This window comes from Streptomyces sp. NPDC004609, assembly GCF_042873655.1.
Taxonomy (GTDB): domain Bacteria; phylum Actinomycetota; class Actinomycetes; order Streptomycetales; family Streptomycetaceae; genus Streptomyces.
Genome location: NZ_JBIALS010000030.1, coordinates 39794 through 60170 on the forward strand (window position 1 = coordinate 39794; position 20377 = coordinate 60170).

At 72.0% G+C, this 20377-nt stretch carries 17 protein-coding genes and 1 pseudogene; 4 read left to right on the forward strand and 14 right to left on the reverse strand.

All coding sequences use genetic code 11. The features are described from left to right. Positions 1-382 precede the first annotated feature (382 nt). From ACFYT4_RS26335 to ACFYT4_RS26370, 8 genes are all read right to left on the reverse strand, one after another. Complete coding sequence (locus tag ACFYT4_RS26335) at positions 383-1297, reverse strand: ABC transporter permease (protein ID WP_389273881.1); 915 nt, start codon at positions 1295-1297, stop codon at positions 383-385. Then, positions 1294-2472, reverse strand: coding sequence for an ABC transporter permease (locus ACFYT4_RS26340; protein WP_389273884.1), 1179 nt, complete (start codon positions 2470-2472; stop codon positions 1294-1296). Before ACFYT4_RS26340 ends, ACFYT4_RS26335 begins: the two co-directional genes overlap by 4 nt. Then, complete coding sequence (locus ACFYT4_RS26345; protein WP_389273887.1) at positions 2469-4025, reverse strand: ABC transporter ATP-binding protein; 1557 nt, start codon at positions 4023-4025, stop codon at positions 2469-2471. The genes ACFYT4_RS26340 and ACFYT4_RS26345 overlap by 4 nt, the downstream gene beginning before the upstream one ends. A gap of 30 nt (positions 4026-4055) precedes the next feature. Beyond that, positions 4056-5144, reverse strand: a complete 1089-nt coding sequence (locus ACFYT4_RS26350) for a BMP family ABC transporter substrate-binding protein (RefSeq protein WP_389273890.1) — start codon at positions 5142-5144, stop codon at positions 4056-4058. A gap of 323 nt (positions 5145-5467) precedes the next feature. After that, a complete protein-coding gene (locus ACFYT4_RS26355; RefSeq protein ID WP_389273893.1) occupies positions 5468-5812 on the reverse strand; it encodes a flavin reductase in 345 nt (114 codons plus the stop codon). A gap of 13 nt (positions 5813-5825) precedes the next feature. Then, positions 5826-6254 (reverse strand): alcohol dehydrogenase catalytic domain-containing protein, encoded by a 429-nt coding sequence (locus ACFYT4_RS26360; RefSeq protein ID WP_389273896.1) that lies wholly within the window; start codon positions 6252-6254, stop codon positions 5826-5828. Continuing rightward, complete coding sequence (locus ACFYT4_RS26365; protein ID WP_389273899.1) at positions 6146-6772, reverse strand: helix-turn-helix domain-containing protein; 627 nt, start codon at positions 6770-6772, stop codon at positions 6146-6148. Before ACFYT4_RS26365 ends, ACFYT4_RS26360 begins: the two co-directional genes overlap by 109 nt. A 942-nt stretch (positions 6773-7714) precedes the next feature. Continuing rightward, positions 7715-9163, reverse strand: a complete 1449-nt coding sequence (locus ACFYT4_RS26370) for an aldehyde dehydrogenase family protein (protein WP_389273902.1) — start codon at positions 9161-9163, stop codon at positions 7715-7717. Between the two features lie 73 nt (positions 9164-9236). On the opposite strand from ACFYT4_RS26370, the gene ACFYT4_RS26375 reads away from it, so the two are divergent. The 3 genes and pseudogenes from ACFYT4_RS26375 (at position 9237) to ACFYT4_RS26385 (ending at position 12659) form a co-directional block, all read left to right on the forward strand. Then, a complete protein-coding gene (locus ACFYT4_RS26375; RefSeq protein ID WP_389273905.1) occupies positions 9237-10319 on the forward strand; it encodes an NAD(P)-dependent alcohol dehydrogenase in 1083 nt (360 codons plus the stop codon). Between the two features lie 702 nt (positions 10320-11021). Continuing rightward, positions 11022-11549, forward strand: a pseudogene (locus ACFYT4_RS26380) (cytochrome P450); the annotation flags it as partial. Between the two features lie 165 nt (positions 11550-11714). Further along, positions 11715-12659, forward strand: coding sequence for a PDR/VanB family oxidoreductase (locus ACFYT4_RS26385; RefSeq protein WP_389274027.1), 945 nt, complete (start codon positions 11715-11717; stop codon positions 12657-12659). A 125-nt stretch (positions 12660-12784) separates the two neighbouring features. Here the strand turns inward: ACFYT4_RS26385 and ACFYT4_RS26390 are convergent, their stop codons facing one another. Then, positions 12785-13615 (reverse strand): SDR family oxidoreductase, encoded by an 831-nt coding sequence (locus ACFYT4_RS26390; protein ID WP_389273908.1) that lies wholly within the window; start codon positions 13613-13615, stop codon positions 12785-12787. 92 nt (positions 13616-13707) lie between these two features. On the opposite strand from ACFYT4_RS26390, the gene ACFYT4_RS26395 reads away from it, so the two are divergent. Further along, positions 13708-14547 (forward strand): hypothetical protein, encoded by an 840-nt coding sequence (locus ACFYT4_RS26395; RefSeq protein WP_389273911.1) that lies wholly within the window; start codon positions 13708-13710, stop codon positions 14545-14547. 457 nt (positions 14548-15004) lie between these two features. Here the strand turns inward: ACFYT4_RS26395 and ACFYT4_RS26400 are convergent, their stop codons facing one another. The 5 genes from ACFYT4_RS26400 to ACFYT4_RS26420 form a co-directional block, all read right to left on the reverse strand. Further along, positions 15005-16270 carry an NAD(P)/FAD-dependent oxidoreductase gene (locus ACFYT4_RS26400; protein WP_389273914.1) on the reverse strand — a complete coding sequence of 422 codons (1266 nt, stop codon included), beginning with the start codon at positions 16268-16270 and terminating at the stop codon, positions 15005-15007. 77 nt (positions 16271-16347) lie between these two features. Then, on the reverse strand, positions 16348-16539 hold the full coding sequence (locus ACFYT4_RS26405; protein WP_389273917.1) for a ferredoxin: 192 nt from the start codon (positions 16537-16539) through the stop codon (positions 16348-16350). 34 nt (positions 16540-16573) lie between these two features. Beyond that, positions 16574-17878 (reverse strand): phytoene desaturase family protein, encoded by a 1305-nt coding sequence (locus ACFYT4_RS26410; RefSeq protein ID WP_389273920.1) that lies wholly within the window; start codon positions 17876-17878, stop codon positions 16574-16576. A 30-nt stretch (positions 17879-17908) separates the two neighbouring features. Further along, positions 17909-19069, reverse strand: a complete 1161-nt coding sequence (locus tag ACFYT4_RS26415) for an acyl-CoA dehydrogenase family protein (RefSeq protein ID WP_389273923.1) — start codon at positions 19067-19069, stop codon at positions 17909-17911. 4 nt (positions 19070-19073) lie between these two features. Continuing rightward, positions 19074-20342 (reverse strand): enoyl-CoA hydratase-related protein, encoded by a 1269-nt coding sequence (locus ACFYT4_RS26420; protein WP_389273926.1) that lies wholly within the window; start codon positions 20340-20342, stop codon positions 19074-19076. Positions 20343-20377: the final 35 nt, after the last annotated feature.

Genomic DNA, 20377 nt, shown 5'->3' on the forward strand with positions numbered 1-20377 from the left:
GGCCGCCCGGCACGCGGAGGCCGCCGCCCTGCCCACCGCGCAGCACAACCGTGAGGACGCGTCATGGCCTGGCGCCCGCTGAACGGCGTTCGACTCACGGGCAGTTGCCGGATCTGCGCCGAACCGGGGGCGGACCGCGCCCGGACCGGCGGCGAACACCTCGACCACCCCTTCCTCTCGCATCTCCGCGCGGTGGACCGACCGCTGTCGGCCGAGGCGCTGCACCGGGTCGACGAACTCGTCTCGCCGGGCAGCGTGCTCGACCGCGCCATGTCGGCTGCACCGTCCGCTCGGGAGACCGCGGCGCTGCGCCGGTACCGCACGAGGACGCCGGCTCCGCGCGGTCGCGGAGTCGGCGTCCGTCCTTGCCGGATCCGTGCCGTCAGGTCGACCCGCGCTGGAAGGGCCGGCCGAGCGCGGCGGGTTCCCGGTGCTGGGTGGAGAACAGCAGCATGGCGAGGAGCGCGAGGAGATACGGGGCCGCGACGAGCAGTTGGGGGTTGAGGGTGACGCCGAGCGCGGGGAGCGCCAGGCGCATCGCGTCGGAGAGACCGAACACCATGCAGCCGAGCAGGGTACGGCCGAGCCGCCACGCCCCGAAGATGACCGCGGCGATGACGATGTAACCGCGTCCGGCGGTCATGTTCTGGTTGAACGATCCGACCTCGCCGACCGCGAGGTAGGCGCCGCCGAGACCGGCCAGTGCGCCGCACCACAGCAGGGCCTGCCGGCGCCGTACGTTGACCTTGATGCCCGCGACGTCGGCGGACTGCGGGTTCTCCCCCACCGCCCGCAGTTCCAGGCCCCAGCGGCTGCGCTGCACCAGCCACCAGGTGAGCGGCACCAGCAGGATCAGAAGGTAGGCGGGCCAGCGTCCGGAGAACAGCGGCTCGCCGATGAGCGGGATGTCCCGCAGCAGCGGGATCGACAGCATCCCGACCTGGTGCGAGGCGAACTGGTCCGTCGTGATCAGGTAGCTCGTCAGCCCGAGCACCAGCGCGTTCAGCACCAGGCCGACGACGAAGGTGTTGATCTGCGCCCGGTGGGAGAGGTTGCCGTGCACGAGGCCGAGGACGAGGCCGGTCACGACGCCGACCGCGAGGCCGACCGTGGCACTGCCGGTCGCACTCGCGGTGGCGACCGAGGTGAACGCGGCGCCGAGCATCATCGCCTCGACGGAGATGTTCATCGCTCCGGCGCGCTGGGCCAGGTACTCGCCACAGGCGGCGAACGCCAGCGGCACGGTCAGCCGGACACCGCTCGCCAGAATGGTCTCGGTGCTATCCAGAACGCTCACGCGGCCGCCTTCGTCTCGGTCGGGACAACGGACAGGGAGGGCGCCGTCGACGGCTTGGCGCCGCGCCGCCCGCGGAAGAGGTCGACGAGGACGGGCGGCGCGACGAACGCGATGACGAGCAGCGCCTTGACGATGTCGATGAGGAAGTACGGCACCCCGGTGGCGGTGAGGAAATCGCCGCCCGCACGCAGCACGGCGAACCCGAACGCCACCGGGATCGCGATCAGAGGCCGGTTGCGCGCGACGAGGGCGACGAGCAGACCGTCCCAGCCGACGTTGTCCGAGAGCCCGGCCTGCAGCCGGTTGGGGCTGACCGGGCTGGCCAGCAGCAGCCCTCCCGCCAGCCCCGCGAAGGCGCCCGACAACGCCAGGGTGAAGCCGCCGAGCGCGGCCACCCGGACACCGGTGTGCTTGGCCGTCAGCGGATTCAGTCCGACCATGCGCACCCGGAAGCCCCACCGGCTGCGGCTCAGGACGAGTGTGACGCCGACCGCGGCGACGAGCGCGATGAACAGTCCCGCGCTCAGCTGCAGCGACGGGTACTGCCCGAGGTCGGCGAGCAGGGCGTTCGTCGGCAGGGGGTTGGACTGCGCGTCGGCGATGCCCGACGAGCCCTGCGCGCTCTCCTGCAGCCACGGGGTGCTGACCGCGAACGTGACGAGTTGGATGGCGAGGAACGTCATCAGCAGGGTACTCACGACGACGTTGACTCCGCGGAAGCGGGACATCAGCGCGCTGAGCGCGGCCCAGGCGCCACCGCCGACCGCCGCGGCGGCCATCACCACGACGACCAGCATCGGGCCGGGCAGGGCCAGCCGCAGCCCGACCCAGGCTCCGAACAGGCCGCCGATGAGCACCTGCCCCTCCTGGCCGATGTTGAACGTGCCGGCGGACGCGCAGATGGACGCACCGACCGCCACCAGCAGCAGAGGCGCGGCGTGGAGCAGCGTCGTCGTCCATCCGGTGGTGCCGGCCAGACTCCCGGTCCAGATGGCGGACAGCGAAGCACTCGGCGAGGCTCCGGTCAGCGTGAGCAGCAGGGCGGACGCGCCCAGGGCGACAGTGACGAGTACGACGGTGACACCCGCTGTCAGCCGGCCGTCGCGCCCCGGCCGGAGCCGGGCGAGGAAGCGCCGGCCGAGGTCGTCCGGATCCATCGGCGAGGCGGCGGTCATGCGGCCTCACCGCCCACCAGCATGCCGAGCCGCTCGGGGGTCGCCTCGGAGACGGGGAGTGCTCCGGTGATCCGCCCCGAGGAGATCACTGCGATCCAGGTTGCTAGGGCCATGACTTCCTCGAGTTCGGTGGAGACGAGCAGCACTCCGACGCCTTCGGCGGCCGCCCTGCGCAGTCGGGCGTACATGTCCTCGATGGCGCCGACGTCGAGCCCGTGGGTGGGCTGTGCGGCCACCAGGACGCGGGTGTGACCGGACAGCTCCCGTGCGAGTACGACCCGCTGCTGGTTGCCGCCGGAGAGGCTGCGCACCGGCGCGTCCAGCGACGGTGTGACGATGTTGAACTCGTCCGCGAGGCGACGGGCCCGGTCGAGCATCGCGCGCCGCCGCAGCAGGAACCGGCCGCTGACCTCGTTCAGCGATTTCATCGTCAGGTTCTCGGCGACGCTCATGTCGAGGACGACGCCGCTGTGGTGCCGGTCCTCCGGCACGATGCCGAGTCCGGCCTTCGGCAGCGCACCGGGCCGGGTCATGTCGACCCGGCTCCCGGCGACGTCGATGGTGCCGTCGGTCGGCGCGACCAGCCCGGCGAGGACATCGCCGAGCGTCGTCTGGCCGTTGCCCTCGACGCCGTAGAGGGCGACGATCTCGCCCGCGCCCACGGTCAGATCGACGTGGTCGAGAACCGTGACCCCGCCCTGCACGACGGTGAGTCCGGCGAGGCGCAGGACGGGCTGCCGCCGGTCCCGCGCCTCGCCCCCGCCGGTCCGTGCCTGCTGCACGGGCAGCAGGCCGAGGGCCGCGCCTTCCTCGCCCAGCGACACCTCGCGGCCCACCATCTGCCGGGCGAGGAGTTGGGGGGTGGTCTCGGCCGTGACCGCCTGGAAGGCGACACGGCCCTTGCGCAGGACCGTCACCCGGTCCGTCGCCTGGGCGATCTCGGCGAGCTTGTGGCTGATGAGGATGACAGCGCGCCCCTCCTCCTGCACCACGCGGCCGAGCACGGCGAACAGCTCCTGCGACTCGGCCTGGGTCAGCACCGAGGTGGGCTCGTCCAGGATCAGGATCTGAGGGTTGCGGCGCAGGCACTTGACCACCTCGACCCGCTGCCGCTCGCCGGCCGAGAGCGCGTCGACGCGCGCCTCGGGGTCGATCGGCAGTCCGTACCGCGCGGAGACCTCGGCGATGTCGGCGCAGACGGCCTGCTTGTTCACCTTGCCGGTGTCGCCGAGCGCCACGTTCTCCCACACGGTCAGCGCGTTGATGAGGCTGAAATGCTGATGCACCATGCCGATGCCGAGTTCGGCCGCTTCCTGCGGGCTGTCCAGCGCGTGCTCCTCGCCGCGCACCAGGACGGTGCCGGCGTCGCGCCGGACCAGCCCGAGCAGGACTTTCATGAGGCTGGACTTGCCCGCTCCGTTCTCACCCAGGAGTCCGTGGATCTCGCCGGCGTCGACCCTGAGGTCCACGGCGTCGCAGGCCGTGACGGATCCGTAGGACTTCGTGATGCCGCGCAGCTCAAGGATCGGAACCGCTGAGGTCGTTCGTTCCATTGCTGATCTTCCTCGTGGGGTGTCGGCGCGTCAGCCGAGTCGCTTGACCTCGGCCGCCGCGTCGATCTCCTTGCTGCCGATCTTCTTGATGAATTCCGCCAGTTGCTGGTCCTCGGTCCCCTGGCCGTCGCAGATCTTGACGGTCGGGTAGGGGTCGACGCCCAACTGCCACACGCGCGTCGTGCCCATCTTCAGGTTGTCCTTGGCGAACTCCTCCAGCGCGGCACGGAAGTAGTCGCCCGGACTGAACAGCACCGAGATGTCGAACTTCGGGCTGGTCGAGTCGCACCGGTCGGTGCCCGGAGTGAGGGTCAGCGCGCCGCTGGCGTTCGCCAGCTGCGCCGAGGCGTCGGTCGCGCCGCCGAGATAGGGGTAGATGACCTTGACGCCCTGGCTGATCTGCGCCTGGGTGGCCTCCTTGGCCTTCGCCGAGTCGTTGAAGTCGCCGGTGTAGGTGGTCGTCAGGGTGGCCTTCGGCACGACCTCCCGGATCCCGGCCAGGAAGGCCTTGGAGGCGGCGACGCTGTAGTCGGCCTTGACGCCGGTGATGAACCCTGCCTTGGTGTGGCCGGCCGTCTTCATCCTCAGGCCCGCGGCGTAGCCGGCGACGAGCATGGACTGGTTGGGATCGTCGGTGGACAGCATGATCCGCGGGGTCTGATCGACGTTCGCCTGCACCGGCACGTACCAGGCGGACTTGCCGCAGACCGGCTCCTCCGAGGCGGGGATGGCGGCCTTGAGCTCAGTCGCGCCGATCGCGACCAGGTCGACGTTCTGCTGGCAGAGCGCGCGTGCCGCGGTGAGCGCGTCGCTCGGGGGGACACTGCCGCGCTTGATGACCGTCCAGCCCTTCTCCTTGGCGAAGGCGTCCGCCGAGTCGACGAAGCTCTGGTAGTAGCCGCGGTCGTTGATGTCGCCGGGGCTGAGGACGCCGATGACGACTTTGCCGTCGCCGTTGACATCGGGCTGCTTGAGGCCAGAGCCGCTACCGCCGCTCGCCGCGGGGGTCGTCTTGGGCGCCGTCGCCGAGTTGCTGTTGCAGCCGGACAGTGCGAGGACTCCCGCGAGGGCGAGGCCGGCCGCGGCCCCACGACGCCAGAGCATGCTGTGTGTAGTCATGTGCGTGGTTCCATTCGCTGGGTGGCACCGCCCTGTCGAGGCGGTCGTGGCGGCAGGGGTGGTGGTCGGTTGGCGGGTTCGATGCTTCGGTCGAGTTCGGCGCCGGAGCCGCGCTTCCGGTGGAAGAGGGACTCCTCACCCGCGGCGACGCACCACGGGAATCCCGTCCGCCCGGCCGCTCGGACCCGGGTGGGATCGATACCGCCGGGGCGGACGTGATCGAGTCGTCGGTGGTCACGCGGACGGTCTCGGCGCGCACGATGTGTACGGCCCGGAAGCAGGTGCTGTGGTCGCCGCGGTCGATCACCTCGTGCAGACGACACTCAGAGGGACGGGGCTGCCGGCCGCGCGGGTAACCCGCGGGCCACCGCCTCGATGTGCTCGGTGGTCTCGGCGGTCGTGACGTTCACGACGAACTCGCCGGTGCGCTCGATGCCGGGCCAGGTGTCCTTCGGTTCCGGGGTGCCCTGCCGCTGGTCGCCGGCGGTGACCGCGATCAGCGGTGATTCGCCGCTGATCGGCGTGTGGCAGCTGTGCGGCGCGACGTTGAGCCATCTGCCCGGGACGAGCGTGGTGATCATCGCGGTCGGCCGCGGTTGCACCGGTTCCGATGGCAGCAGGCCCTGCTTCTGCGCCGACGGAAGCCCGGGGATGTCGATGACGTTCAACGGAGGGTCTCCTTTACCGGCCGGCCGCCGGCTCCGTGGGCCGGGTCGGGCGGGGCGTGATGCCGGCGTGCCACCGGAGGGCGGCGGAGCGGTCGATGGCTGCCGCGGCGCCCGCCGCGAGGCCGACGCCCGTCCGTCGCCGGTCGCGGACGACCACCGGGCAACGGCCGCAGCCCTGGGCGGGCTCGGCGATGACCCGGTCACCGGAGGCGACCGGGCTGACCGCGGACCCGGTCGCCACCACCGTTCCGGCGAAATCCATGCCCGGCACGTGCGGAACGCAGAAGCCGGGGATCAGGCCCGGCCCCTTGAGCTGCAGCAGGTCCCGGCGGTTCAGCCCGCAGCACGCGACGTCGACGACGACCTCGCGCGGTCCGCACATCGGCTCCGGGACATCCTGCGGGAACGCGGCCTCGGGCCCGCCGAAATCGGTCTGCACCATGGCTCGCACCGCGCAGCCTCCTCACCTTGCCGTCTCGCATTGCGAGTCGGTGGAACGTATTGCGAGGTACTCTGACCTCCGCCGCCCGGTGCTGTCAACGCTCCTGCGCGACATCTTCGTTTCGTCGGCGTTTCGCCTGCTCGCAACGCCGACAGCCCAGTTGGCGGCCGTGGGAGGCCGCTACACAGGCAGGTGTCGCCGGGCCGCGCGGGGGCTCGTCGAAGAGCGAAACGCCGGTTCCGCGTCCGGCTCACGAGTGAAGAGCGAATGCGGTTTCCGCGCTCGGCCGGCACAAGCTCGTCATCGCCGCGCGGCTGCTGGTCGTCGGCGGTGAGCAGGTCCAGGGCCGTGTGCGCCAGGTGCGGTGGCGCCGAGGTGGCGGGACGCAGGGGGTCCGTGCCGAGGAGGTTCCCGATCTGGCGCACTCGGTAGCCCGCCGAGTCGCGGTGCAGATGGTGTTGTTCGCAGACGCTCTGCTGACTGCCCCTCTCGGCCGGCCAGGCACGCGGAGTCACCATCAGCTCCGGACGCTGCCGGATCGGCCCGAGGTGTGCCTCGGCGTACGCCCCTCGAAGCCGCGCACCGGGGGCCAACAGGACCTGGACGACCCCCGCAGCCGCCGAAGGTGAGCAGCGGAACGCGCTGGGCCCGGGTCAGGCCGAGCGGCCTTTCGGCCTCGGTGACGGACCGGCCCAGGGCCTGAGGGTGAGTGGGGGCGGGAGCCGCCAGCCGCCACGACGTGGTCACCGGCGGACTCGTCGCCGGTCATGAGGCACAACCGGTTCCGCAGGCGGGCGAGTCGGCGTCGCCCGGCGCCACCACCGTCCACCTTCCTGCTGCACGGGGTGCTCCAGCCGGGCGAGGGCCGTGGACCGGGCGCGGGCGGGAGCCGCTGGAGTGCCGTACGGCACCGGCCGGCGGTCGCCGCAGGTCGGTCCCCGGTCCCGCGGCCGCCGCGCACACCAAGGGGCTCACCGTCCCGGAACGCGGCCCGGTGACGACGTCGGCCGGTGTGAGCCGCGGCGAGACCTCGGCAGAGTCACCCCCGGCGCGCACGGCGTCGAGGAGCAGCGCGGTGACGGTGGCACCGGCCGGCGCCTGCCCGCGCGGATCACCGGGACCGATGGTCAGCAGCACACCGGCCACTGTCGTCCCCGCACGCACGGCCGGCGCCGTGGCCCGCGGCCCGTCGAGCGTGTCGACCACCGGTCGGGCCACGCCGGCGAGCACGCTGCGGCACCGCGGCCGTCGGTGGTCGCCGTCGTCACGCCCTCGGCGGACAGCAGGCGACCATTCGGCCCGTCGCCCGGAGAAGCGCACGGAGCACGTCCGAGCGCTCGGCGCCGGAGAGCACGGCCTCGGTCAGCTCCCGCTCCAGCACGGCGGATCCGGCGTCCGGACCCGCCCCTCCAGGGCCTGTCCGGGCCACGCTCCGGCGGTGGTACGGATGGTGTCCGGTCTCAACGGGCCAGCAGCCGGATCGCCACGCCCTTCTCCTGGGTGTACTCGCGCAGCGCCGCGTACCCACCGCCCCGGCTGAAGCCGCTGTCCTTCTGCATGTTGAACGGAAAGCCGATCACTCCCGCGTCGTGGAACTGGTTGACCGCCACCTGCCCGGAGCGGACGTCCTTCGCCAGCCGCAGCGCCCGGGAGATGTCGTTGGTCCAGATGCAGGCCAACAGGCCGAAGTCGGTCGCGTTCATCAGCTCGGTCGCCTCGGCGGTGTCCCGGAACGACTGCACGGCGAGAACCGGGCCGAAAACCTCCTCGCGGGCGACGCGCATGCCCGCTTCCACACGGTCGAACACCGTCGGCCGGACGAACCACCCCTCGTCGGCGGGTGAGCCGCCTGTGACCAGCCGGGCCCCCTCGCGAGGCGCTTCTTCGAGGAAGCCGCTGACGCGGGCGAACTGAGCGGCACTGACCAGCGGCCCCATGTCCAGGTCGGCTTCCCAGGGCCCGCTCCTGACCACGGCCATCGCGGCCGCGACCCGCTCCACGACCTCGTCGTGCACCGAGGCCTCCACGAGCAGCCGGGAACCGGCGTAGCAGTTCTGCCCCGCGTTCTCGGTGATGGAGGTGACGATCGCGGGGATCGCCGTGTCGAGGTCGGCGTCGGCGAAGAGCACGTTCGGCGACTTGCCGCCGAGTTCCAGCTTCACCGGGACGAGGTTCCGTGCCGCGGCCGCCATGATCGCCCGCCCGGTGGCGGTGGAGCCGACGAAGCTGATGTGGTCGACGCCCGGGTGCGAGGTGAGTGCGGCGCCCGCCTCGGGGCCGAGGCCCGCCACGGCGTTGATCACCCCCGGCGGGAATCCTGCGCGGCGGGCGAGTTCGGCGAGTGCGAACGGGGCCAGCGGCGCGATCTCGGACGGCTTGAGGACGACCGTGTTGCCCGCGGCGAGCGCCGGCGCGACATTCGCGGCGGTGAGCACGGCGGGAACGTTCCACGGGATGACGACCGCGCACACACCGTACGGCTCGGGAACCGTGTAGCCCAGGTAGTCGGGGCTGCGGGTCGGCAGAGTGACTCCGGTGAGCTTGTCGGCCGCGCCGGCGAAGTAGTCGATGATGCCGTGGGCGATGTAGATGTTCGTCCGGCCCCCGGACAATGGCTTGCCCACGTCCTGTGCCTCCACGGCCGCGAGCGCCTCGGCCTCGGCGATGATCAGGTCGGCCCAGCGCCGGATCAGCGCCCCGCGCTCGCTCGGGTTGGTCGCGGCCCACGCAGGGAAGGCGCGGCGCGCCGCGGTGACCGCGTCGTCGACATCGGCGCCGCGCGCCTGCGCCACCTCGGTGATCACCTGCCGGGTGGCCGGATCGAGGACGTCCAGCGTGCCGCCGTCGCGGGCCGCAACCCACTCGCCGTCGATGAAGTGTTGGGAAGGAGGGAAGTCAACAGCCGCCATAGGGGGAACATTGACCGGCCCTGTCACGCATGTCAATATGCAGTCTCGCTTGGTGAGGCATTGAGGAGGCCCTGTGCGTGCCACCGCCGCTCTGCTGGAGCAGCCCGGACAGCCGTTCGTCCTGACCGAAGTGGACCTGGACGATCCCCGCCCGGACGAGGTGCTCGTCCGCGTCGCCGCCGTCGGCGTCTGCGGTACCGACCTGGAGTTCGCCGGCTTCTTCCCCACACCCGCGCTGCTCGGGCACGAAGGGGCGGGCATCGTCGAAAAGGTCGGCGCGCACGTCACCTCCGTACGCCCGGGCGACCACGTCGCCATGTCCTTCACGTCGTGCGGCACATGCGCCCTGTGCCTCACGGGCTCGCCCGCCTACTGCCGCAGCTTCGACGCGGTGAACTTCTCCGGCCGCCGGCCCGACGGCTCCACGGCGGTGACCCACGGGGGGCGGGAGGTCAACGCCCACTTCCTCGGCCAGTCGTCGTTCGCCGGTCACGTCGTCGCACCGGAGCGGGCGGTCGTCAGGATCGACCCGTCGTGGGACCTGCTGCGTGCCGGACCCTTCGGCTGCGGCTTCCAGACCGGAGCCGGCGGCGTGCTCAACGTGCTGCGGCCGCGCCCCGGCTCGTCGATCGCGGTCTTCGGGGCAGGCGCTGTCGGCGCGGCCGCCGTCATCGCCGCCGCGCTGAGCGGCTGCAAGGTCGTCGCGGCCGTCGACGTGAACCCGGCCAAGCTCGACGCGGCCCGCGGCTTCGGAGCCACACACTCCGTCGACTCCTCGGCCGGGGGGACCGCCGAGCAGCTGGCCGCCCTGGTCCCCGAGGGGTTCGACTTCGTGATCGACACGACCGGGCGAGAGGACGTCCTGCGCACCGCGGTGGAGGCTCTCGGGCCGCTCGGTCGCGCCGGTGTCATCGGCGCCGGCCCGAGCGAGTCGATGAGCTTCGACTGGCGCAGCATCCTCAACGGACGCACGGTCACCGGCATCATCGCCGGGTCCAGCCTGCCGCAACTGTTCCTGCCGCAGTTGCTCGAACTCAACGCCGAGGGCCGGTTCCCGGTCGAGAAGATGATCACCTACTTCCCGTTCGAGCAGATCAACGAGGCCGTCGCGGCGGTCCGGTCCGGTTCGGTCGGCAAGGCCGTGCTGACCTTCTGAGCGTCGTCCACGAGACGTTGTCAAGCTCAGCGGCACACCTTAGGGTGACCCGACGCCGATGAGGCTGCTGGCATCCGGTGGCGCGGCCGGACAACACCGCGCACAGTTCCGAGCACGTGGAGCGTGCCCACCATGTCTGCCGACTTCGCCATCGACTTCGACCACCACTCCGACGAGGCCAACGCCGATCCGGCCGCCTACTACGCGGGCTTCCGTGAGCGCTGTCCGGTAGGCCGCTCGGCCGCCCACGGCGGCTTCCACTACACGACGCGGTACGCCGACGTGGCCCGCATCGCCCGCGACGACGAGACGTTCTCCTCTTCCCGCAGCGACCACGGCGGGCAGGGGGTCGGCATCGTCATCCCCAAAGGACCGGGACTCGAGCAGTATCCGATCGAGCTCGACCCGCCGCGGGCGACCGAGTACCGGAAACTGATCAACCCGCTGCTGACCCCGGAGGCGGTCGGGGAACTGGTCCCCATGATCGAGCGCCACGCCGCCCGCGTCGTGGACGACTTCATCGAGCTCGGCTCATGCGACGTCGTCCGCGACCTCACCAACCCGCTGCCGGCCGCGGTCACCCTGGACTGGCTGGGTTTCCCCGAGGAGGACTGGGCGAAGCTGGCCGGGCCGATCCACGACATCTTCGCCGCACCGGCCGACAGCGAGCGCGCCGTGCGCGGAGCCGCGGGGCTGGCCTACATGGACCGGCGTATCCGCGAGTTGATCACCGAACGCCGCTCCGCACCACGGGCCGACGCGGTCAGCACGCTGGTGGCCGGCCGGCGTGCCGACGGCAGCGAGTTCGGCGAGGACGAACTGGTGTCCGTGATCGGCCTGCTCATCGCAGGCGGCGTCGACACCACCACCTCCCTGACCGGATCGACGCTCGTCCACCTCGCCCGCCACCTCGAGCAGCGCCGGCGGCTGATCGACTCCCCCGATCTGCTGGACAGCGCGACCGAGGAGTTCCTCCGCGCGTTCGCCCCGTCGCAGTCGATGGCGCGCACGGTCACCGGGGACGTCGAGGTCGGCGGCTGCCCGATGGGCGCGGGCGACCGGGTGCTGATCCCGTGGGTCGCCGCGAACCATGACCCCGCCGTATTCCCCGAGCCCGAGCAGGTACGGCTCGACCGCGACGCCAGTCGGCACCTCAGCTTCGGGATCGGATCGCACCGGTGCGCCGGCGCCCACCTCGCCCGAGCCATGTTCCGCGCGATGATGACGCAGGTCCTGACCCGGCTGCCCGACTACCGGGTGATCGAGGAGGGGCTCGTTCCCTACCCGACGCGCGGCAACCAGTCCGGCTGGGACGCGGTCCCGGCGGTCTTCACACCCGGCCCCCGGGCGACAGCGGCGGCGGGCACGGTCCGCGCGCTCAGCACGCCCACCCCGCTGCGGGTGACCGCGGTGCGCGCCGCGGCCGAGGGCGTCGTCGCCATCGGCCTCGGCCTGCCGGACGGAGGTGAACTCCCCGCGTGGCGGCCCGGCGCGCACGTCGAGCTGCGTCTGCCCTCGGGCCGACTGCGTCAGTACTCGCTGTGCGGTGACCCCGCCGACGCCACGACGTGGCGCATCGGGGTCCTGCATGAGCCCCTGGGCCGGGGCGGTTCGGCCGAACTCCACGAACTCGCCAGTCCCGGAGCCACGTTCGCGGTACGCGGGCCGCGCAACCACTTCCGGCTCGCCGAGGCGCCGTCCTACCTGTTCCTCGCCGGCGGCATCGGCGTCACACCGATCCTCGCCATGGTCCGCGAGGCCGCCGGACGCGGCACGCCCTTCACCGTCGTGTACGGCGGACGCACCCGCTCGACGATGGCGTTCGCCGACGAACTCGCCACCCTCGCCGGCGACGCGCTCACCCTGCTCCCGCAGGACGAGGCCGGGCTGCCGGACCTCCCCCGGCTGCTGGGCGGCCTGGGCGCGGACACCGCCGTGTACGCGTGCGGTCCGGCACCGATGCTGGCGGCCGTCGAGCGCGAGTGCGCCCGCCTGGATCTCACCGACCGGCTGCACGTGGAGCGCTTCACCGCCGGCGACGATCTCGAAACGGCGTTCGACGCCACAAAGAACCGGACCTTCGAGGTCCAGCTCGCGCGCACCGGAGGCACGCTCACCGTGCCGCCCGACCGCCGCCTCATCGAGGTCCTGCGCGATGCCGTGAGCGGCCTGTCCTACGACTGCGAGAAGGGATACTGCGGAGCCTGCGAGACCCGTGTCCTCGCCGGGACACCGGAGCACCGGGATTCCGTGCTCAGCGACGAGGAACGCCTTGCCGGGCGCACGATGATGATCTGCGTCGGGCGCTGCCGCAGCGACCGACTCGTCCTGGACCTCTGAGACGGGGCGCAGCCCCACCTCCGCCCTCGGACCGGCGAGGAACGAGCCGGCACAGCCGGTGGCCGCTTGGCGGCCACCGGCACATGCAGCCGCGGCTGCGGCCCGGCGTCCGTCGGGCCGGGCGATCACATCGGTGCCATGCAGAACTGCCGGGCACCGCGCAGTGTGGTGCTCAGCTTCCGCTGGGTGGCCCGGCTGTCGAGGCGCACGTCGAGCGCGCCGGGCAGTGTGCTGCGTGCCCGCAGGCCCTCGGGCAGCCGGGAGGCGTCGAGACCGTCACGCCTGGCGATGAGGATGCCGAGCTCGTGACGGCTCAGAGCGTCGGGCCCTGCGAGATGGTGGATACCGGACGCGTCGCACGACGCCAGCTCCAGAACGGCGGCGGCCAGGTCGGCGACGTGCACAGGGCAGCGGATGTCGTCGGTGAACAGGACGCCGTCGCGGGTGCCGGCGGCGAGTTCGTGCACGGCGCGCTCATGTACGGAACGCCCGTTGCCGAGAATCAGCGACGTACGGGCGACGACGGCCTCCGGATGCACGGCGAGAATCCCGGTCTCCGCCGCCGCCTTCGCCGCTCCGTATGGGGTGATGGGGTCAGGGAGGCAGGTCTCGTCGTAGTGGACTCGGGCACCGGAGAACACCGCATCGGTGGACACGTGGACCAGACGGCTTCCACGCTGAGCCGCGGCCATCGCGAGCCGGACGGAGCCGTCCGCCGTTACCGCCCAGTCGGCATTGCCACTCGATGCGTTGACGACGACACGGGGGCTCACCTCGGCCATGACGGCGTCCAGGCTTTCTGCATCCCGCAGATCAAGGTGGCGCCACACGGTCTGGGAGGCGTCGCCGGGCTTGGTCGCGTTGTACGTCGCGGCCGTGGTGTGCTCGGCAGTTCGCGCCTGCCGGATCAGCTCGGCCCCCAGGAAGCCGCTGCCGCCGATGATGAGAACTGTCATGCGCGACACGGTAGACCGGTCAGTGGGCACCGGCGGAGGCCCGGTTCCCACTGTCCGGCCGGTTGTCAGTCGGCCCGGATACGGTTTGTGTCGTGGATGAACATGACATCGGGTGGCTGGGCAGTGTGCTCGGCGAGGACTTCGCCCTGACCTTCGTGCGCGGCGTCACCCATCGCGAGCTGGCGTGGATGATCGGTGGGGACCCCGACGGCATCGTCGAGGCGGAAGTGTTCCAGCGCATGGTCGCGACCGCCCCGTTCGGGGCGCTGCCGAACAGCGCGATGCTCGGCGAGACCGGCAACGGCTGGGCGTTCGCGATCGAGCCTCCAGGGGCCCAGCACGTGTGGTATAGGCACGCGGCGCTGCGTCACATGTGGTCCAGTTGCACGGTCGTCGCGATCGAGGACACGATGATGGACCCGGGCACCATCGCGGTGAGCGTCGACGGCACGCACGACTGGTCCTATCACGAGGGCGAGGTCGGCGAGGGAGCCGAGGAGCATCCGCTCACGCGCCGCCTGGCTGCCGAGGTGGGGCTCGGCCGGGTCATCGAAGGTGAGGACGACCCCGACGACGGGGAGCTGTTCATCCCCGACGATGCCGACATCCACCGGGTCCTGGGGGAGCACTACGGTCTCGCCCTCCCCCGCGAGAGCCTCGAAACCCGTTCCCTGCCCGTGGTCTTCACCGAGCCGAAGGTGTTCCTGCACCCGGTGCGGAAGGTCCCTGACGGGCCGTACGACCCGTGCCCGACGTGCGGCGCGCGGATGGTCACGTGGAACGGGGACGGTGTCTGGGGGCCTCAGTACCGGCTTGCCTGCAGCCGGGCGGAGAGCGAAGGCTGCTCCGGGGAGCGCTTGGGGCCTCTCATCCAGATCGGCGTCCGGCCGGAGCGCAACGCCCAGTGGGACAACGTGCGCCTGCCCGACTGACCGGCAGGCGGGGCGCCGGGCGGACGCGCGATCAGGTGTGCTGCTGAGGTCTCCGCGGAGAGCGCCGAGGGTTCGGCCCCCGGCTCCGCGCCTCCGGTCCTGTCCACCCTGAACATCTGAATCCCTGAACCGCCGGGCCTCTCCCGGGCGGACGGCCGCCTCCCCCACCGCGCCAAGAGCCGGTCCGCCGTCTCCGGTGCGGCGAACCCCCCACTGCCGCCCCCGAGGGCCCGTGGCGCCTCCGCACCCGTATCTCCGACGCCTCACCCGTCCTGCCTGCCATGTCTGCCATGTCCGACGCCGTACAGCACCGCGCCCTGGTTCCGTCGCCTCCCTCACGGGTGACGGAACCGGGGCGCGTGGTGGGACGGAGCAGGTGACAGGCGGTGCGGCGCCTGCCGCGGCCGTCCCACCGTTCAGAGGGGGGCTTCCTTCGAGCCCGGATGGCCGATCGGGCTCACGTGGCCCGTACGGGCACCTTGCCGGTGGTCCTGGCGCCGAACCGCCGCCCGGCGGCGAACGCGAGCGCCTCGTCCCACGAGGCCCCGCCCAGGATCAGCCGCCGGTACTTCATGATCTCGGTCTGACCGTTCATCGTGAGAGCCCCGGCCAGCCGGTCGCCGTCGCGGTAGAGGGCGACGAACCGCCCGTCGGCAGGGTCCCCGCCGGTCACCCGGACCTCGTCTGCGGCGACCGCGCCGACGAACTGGATCCGGGTGTCGTACCAGTCGGACCAGAAGTAGGGAACACAGCCGTACGGCTCGGGGCTGCCGGGATGGAGGGCGTTGCGCGCGGCCACCGCGCCCTGTTCGGCGGCGCTCGTCCAGTGTTCGAGCCGCATCGGACGGTGGAGGAGCGGGTTGTACCAGCGGGCGGCATCACCCGCGGCGTAGACACCGGGGACGCCCGTGAACAGGGTCTCGTCACAGACGATGCCGTCGTCCAGGGTCAGCCCGGAGCCTTCGAGCCAGCCAGTGGCCGGCGCGGCTCCGATGCCGACGACCACCAGATCGGCCGGGAGTTCCGTACCGTCCGTCAGGCGCACGGACTCGACGGCCCCGTCGCCCTCCAGCGCGGCCACGCCGCTGCCGCAGCGCAGATCCGTCCCATGGCGGCGGTGAAGTGCCGCGCACGCCTCGCCCATCGCCTCGCCGACGGCCCGGACCAGCGGTACGGGAAGGGCCTCGACGATCGTGACCCGCAGACCGCGCTTGTGGGCGGCCGAGGCGACCTCGGAGCCGATGAAGCCCGCGCCGATCACGACCGTACGGGCGCCGGCGTCCAGCGCCGTACGGACGGCGTGCGCGTCGTCGAGGGTACGCAGGCTGTGGACTCCGCGCAGCCGTCCGGTGCCGGGCAGCCGGCGGGCGGTGGCGCCGGTGGCGATGACCAGAGCGTCGTACCCCACGTCGCCCGCCGTCGTACGGACCGTGCGCGTCGCCGTGTCGAGTCCGACGGCCGTCGTGCCGAGCCGCAGGTCGACGCGGAGCTCCTGACGGAGGGTCCGCTCCGTGCGGAAGGGCGGCATGTCACCGGTGCCGTCGAGGAACGCCTTGGACAGCGGCGGCCGGTCGTACGGAAGGTGGGGTTCTGCCCCGATGAGGACGATCCGGCCGCCGAAGCCGCCGCGCCGCGCGGACTCGACGGCCCGCAGGCCCGCGAGGGACGCGCCGACGACCACGAGGGTGCGGGGGTCGCCGACGGGTCCGGGCGCGGCGCTCACGGGGCCCGGGGTCGCCGGGCCCGCCCTCGCCGGGCCCGCCCTCGTCGGGCCCTTGCCCACCGGTCCCGGTGCGGTGCTCATGGTGCCAGCCGCAGCGCCTCGGTGGGGCACGCCTCGATCGCCTGGCGTACCGCGTCGAGGTCGTCGTCCGACGCGTCCTCCTTCAGCAGGACGAGTTCGCCGTCCTCGTCGATCTCGAAGAAGTCGGGTGCCAGGGCCTCGCACACGCCGAGTCCCGTGCACTTGCCGCGGTCAAGGGTGATCTTCATGTCTTCTCCAGGGATGGGCCGATGACGGCGTACGTCAGCGGGGGGCGCCGGCCGGATGCCGCTCGGCGATCTGCTCGACGACGAGCTTGGCCGTCTCGGCGCATGCCGTGGTCCCGCCGTTGGCGTACTCCTTGACGCCGTCACCGACGTTCCACAGATTGGGAATCGGAGTGGTGGGCGCGAGGTCGAAGCCGGCGACCGCGCGCTGCGGCGGCCAGCCGTCGCGGGTGACCACGGTCGACAGCACCCGGGCCCGGTCGAAACCGGCGATCTGTTCCCGCAGGTCGGCCATGACCAGCTCGGTCTCGGCCGCTTCGTCGAACGCGCCGACGGCGGGCTTGGGCACTCCGGAGGCGGAGTAGAGATTCCAGCCCTCGGGGGACATCTCGGGGCACAGCCCGGAGAAGTTGGCGACGTAGCAGAGCCGCCGGGTCCTGCCGAAGCTCAGCATGCCGGGCGCTTCGATCAGCTGCTCCTGGCTGGCGAAGTTCACGGTGATCATGGATGAGGGCCGGTCGCGGCGCTTCACCTCGGCGCGGTAGTCGGCGGGCAGATTCTCCTCACCGGCCATCGCCACGGTGGCGGAAGGTCCCGCGTCGCTCACCGCGAAGCCGCAGCCGACCGCGGTCGTCTCCCCGTCGCGCACCACGGTCGCGCCGGTGACCCGGCCGTCCTCGATCGTCAGCGAGGTGACTTCGCTGTTCAGCCAGATCTCGCCTCCGTGCCGGGTGACGACCTCGGCGAGCGCCCGCCAGGCCCCGATGGTGCCCTCGGGGTGGAAGCCGAACTTCTTGAAGGCGCTCTTGCGGGTGAAGTAGGTGAGGAAAACCCTCGCCGGAAGCTCCTCCGAGCCCACCGCGAAGATCGATCCGCAGATGTTGCGGAAGACGGCATGGACGTTCTCGTTCTTGGTGTACCTGGCCACCCACTCGGCCGTGGTCAGCTCCTCCTCGGGCAGTCCGTCGTCCTCGCGGGCCGCGCCGATCCCCTTCATGAGCTTGGCGCCCTGCCGGGTGAGCTGCCCGAGCAGCAGGCCCCAGCCGCCCTTGGTGACGTCGATGTCCTTGCCGCCGATCCGGTACAGCAGCGGCGGCTGGGGCATCCGTATGTCGTAGGCGGCGCCGACCTCGGCGAAGGTCTCCTCGGTGACGCCGCCCGCCTCCAGGACGATGGCGCCGTTGTTGACCTTGAATCCGTCGATGTCATGCGTGGAGGCGCGCCCGCCGATCCGGTCGAGGCGTTCGACCACGAGGGTGCGGTAGCCGCGGTGGGCGAGCCGTGCGGCGGTGAACATACCGCCGGCTCCGGCCCCGACGACCAGCGCGTCGACATTTTTCATCCGGTTCTCTCCGTTTCCGTGGGCGCCGCGTCAGTACGAGGCGGGCAGACGCAGGCTGTGCTGGGCGATGAAGTTGAGGACCATCTCCCGGCTGACCGGGGCGGTGCGCAGCAGCCGTGCGACGAACCAGAGGTCGGCGAGGCCGTACTCGCGTGACAGGCCGTTGCCGCCGTGCGTCTGGATGGACTGGTCGAGTGCCTTCAGCGAGGCGTCCGCCGCGGCGAACTTGGCGATGTTGGCCGTCTCCGCCGCGTCCTGCCCGCTGTCGTACAGCTCGGCGGCGCGGGCGGCGGCCAGCCGGGCGAGTTCGACGGCGACGTAGGCTTCGGCAAGGGGGTGGGACACGCCCTGGTGGGAGCCGATCGGGGCGTTCCACACCGTGCGTTCGCGCGCGTAGGCGGCGGCCTTGTCGAGGGCGTACCGCCCGATGCCGTTGCTGAGCGCGGCGGCCAGGATGCGTTCGGGGTTGAGACCGGCGAAGACCTGGCGCAGTCCGCGTCCGGCTTCGCCGACGATGGTTTCGGGCCCCACGCGCACATCGTCGAAGAAGAGGGTGAACTGCTTCTCGGGGACGGTCAGTTCGGTGGGGATGGCTTGTCTGGTGACGCCGGGGGCGTTGGTGGGGACCACGAAGAGGGACAGTGGTGTACGCCCCGAGGGGTCCGGGTCCCCGTCGCGGGCCACCACGAGGACGGCCTCGGCCTCGTCGACGCCGGAGATGTAGTACTTCGTGCCGGTCAGCCGCCTGCCGTCGCCGTCGGGGTGTGCGGTCGTGGACACCTTGTGGCTGTTGGATCCGGCGTCCGGCTCGGTGAGCGCGAAGACCATCTTCCTGCTGCCGTCGGCCATCCCGGGCAGCCACTCGGCCTTCATCCCGGGCGAGCCGTGCTTCCAGACGATGGATCCCGTGATGGCGGGTGAGATCACCCCCATCAGGAGGGGCATGCCGTGGGCGGCCAGCTCCTCCAGGACGACCTGGTAGTCGGCGAGACCGCCGCCGCCCCCGCCGTACTCCTCGGGGAGGTGGACGCCGAGGAAGCCGCCGCGGCCCAGTTCGTCCCAGAGTTCGCCGACATGGCCTCCCTCGCGTGCGCGGTCGGCGAAGTAGGCGTGGCCGTACCGTCGGGCGATCCTGCCGACGCTCTCGCGGAGCGCCGCGTGCTCCGTGCTGTCGACGATCAGTCCGGTCATTCCGTCACCGTCCCCGGTAGTGCGGTTCGCGTTTGCCGATGAACGACGCGATGGCCTCGGCCGCGTCCGCCGTCGCCGCGGTGCGGCTCAGGGAGCGCACCTCCGCGGCGAGTTGCCCGGTGAGCGTGCCGGTCCCGGAGGCGCGCAGCAGCCGGCGCATTCCCGCGTAGGCGCGGGTGGGCCCGGCGGCGAGCCCTCTGGCGGCCCGGAGCACCTCCTCGTGCAGGGTGTCGTCCGGCACGACCCGGGTGATCAGGCCCCATTCGGCCGCCTCGTGCGCCGTCAGGGTCCGCTGCTCGTAGAAGAGTTCCGCGGTACGCCGGACTCCGATGAGGCGGGGCAGGAACCAGGAGGTGCCGCCGTCGCTCGTCAGTCCGAGGGCCGCGAAGCCGAGGGCGAACCGGGTGCGCTCCGCCGCGTAGACGAGATCGGCGCAGTACACCAGGCCGAGGCCGCCCCCCGCGGCGGCACCGTGGACACCGCAGACGATCGGCACGTCCAGGGCGCTGAACAGGGCGAGCGCCCGGTGGTAGACACCGGCCATGCTGTCGAGCAGTGCGGGCAGTTCGCCCTCGGCGGCCCCGGCGAACACCTCGATGTCGCCACCGACGGTGAACGCCGGGCCGGCGGCGCTGAACAGCACCGCCCGCACCCGTGGGTCCTCCTGGCAGCGGTGGGCGGCCTCCAGCAGTTCGTCGGCCGTCCGGGCGTCCAGCGCGTTGCGGGCGGCGGGCCGGTTGAGCCTGATGTGGGCGAGGCCGTCGGTGACGTCGAACTCGATGCGGGTCAGTTCGGCGAGCCGGGTCGCGGGCGGGGGCTCGGGCGGGGGCCCGGCCTCCTCGCCCGTCAGCGCCCGCGCCCAGCGCGCGGTGTCCGTGTACTGGACGAGTTCCGCGATCCGGTGGCCGGTGAAGCGCAGCAGGTGTACGAAGGACGCGTCGAGCGGGGCGCCGCTCGTCCTGCCCTCCCCCGTGTACCGGCCGATGACGAGCAGTCGGCCGTCGTCGACGCGGTGGAACTCCCGCGGCTCGGCCCGCGCGCGGAAGTGGCGGGCGATCCGGCCCCAGAAGTCGCGGCGCATCCGGTCGGGTCCGGTGTGGACACCGCCCAGATCCAGCGGCAGTCCCTCGCTGGCGTGTCCGCGGAAGCCGGGGTCCAGCACCTCGGCCAGGGCCTCGTGGTCCCCGTCGGCCAGGGCGTCGTACAGCCGGCGGGCCGACTCGACCGCGGCCTCGGAGCCGATGGCGTCCGGCGCTTCGGTTTCGCTCGTCATCGCGGCAACCTCCTTCTCATAGAATTTAATTTAAA

Excerpts from the sequence above, each read along its gene's own strand:
- ACFYT4_RS26420 (WP_389273926.1), bottom strand. The coding sequence starts at position 20,342 with ATGACGAGCGAAACCGAAGCGCCGGACGCCATCGGCTCCGAGGCCGCG.
- ACFYT4_RS26365 (WP_389273899.1), bottom strand. The coding sequence starts at position 6,772 with ATGGTGACTCCGCGTGCCTGGCCGGCCGAGAGGGGCAGTCAGCAGAGC.
- ACFYT4_RS26405 (WP_389273917.1), bottom strand. The coding sequence starts at position 16,539 with ATGAAGATCACCCTTGACCGCGGCAAGTGCACGGGACTCGGCGTGTGC.
- ACFYT4_RS26370 (WP_389273902.1), bottom strand. The coding sequence starts at position 9,163 with ATGGCGGCTGTTGACTTCCCTCCTTCCCAACACTTCATCGACGGCGAG.
- ACFYT4_RS26340 (WP_389273884.1), bottom strand. The coding sequence starts at position 2,472 with ATGACCGCCGCCTCGCCGATGGATCCGGACGACCTCGGCCGGCGCTTC.
- ACFYT4_RS26350 (WP_389273890.1), bottom strand. The coding sequence starts at position 5,144 with ATGACTACACACAGCATGCTCTGGCGTCGTGGGGCCGCGGCCGGCCTC.
- ACFYT4_RS26410 (WP_389273920.1), bottom strand. The coding sequence starts at position 17,878 with ATGAAAAATGTCGACGCGCTGGTCGTCGGGGCCGGAGCCGGCGGTATG.
- ACFYT4_RS26360 (WP_389273896.1), bottom strand. The coding sequence starts at position 6,254 with ATGGTGCAGACCGATTTCGGCGGGCCCGAGGCCGCGTTCCCGCAGGAT.
- ACFYT4_RS26390 (WP_389273908.1), bottom strand. The coding sequence starts at position 13,615 with ATGACAGTTCTCATCATCGGCGGCAGCGGCTTCCTGGGGGCCGAGCTG.
- ACFYT4_RS26345 (WP_389273887.1), bottom strand. The coding sequence starts at position 4,025 with ATGGAACGAACGACCTCAGCGGTTCCGATCCTTGAGCTGCGCGGCATC.
- ACFYT4_RS26415 (WP_389273923.1), bottom strand. The coding sequence starts at position 19,069 with ATGACCGGACTGATCGTCGACAGCACGGAGCACGCGGCGCTCCGCGAG.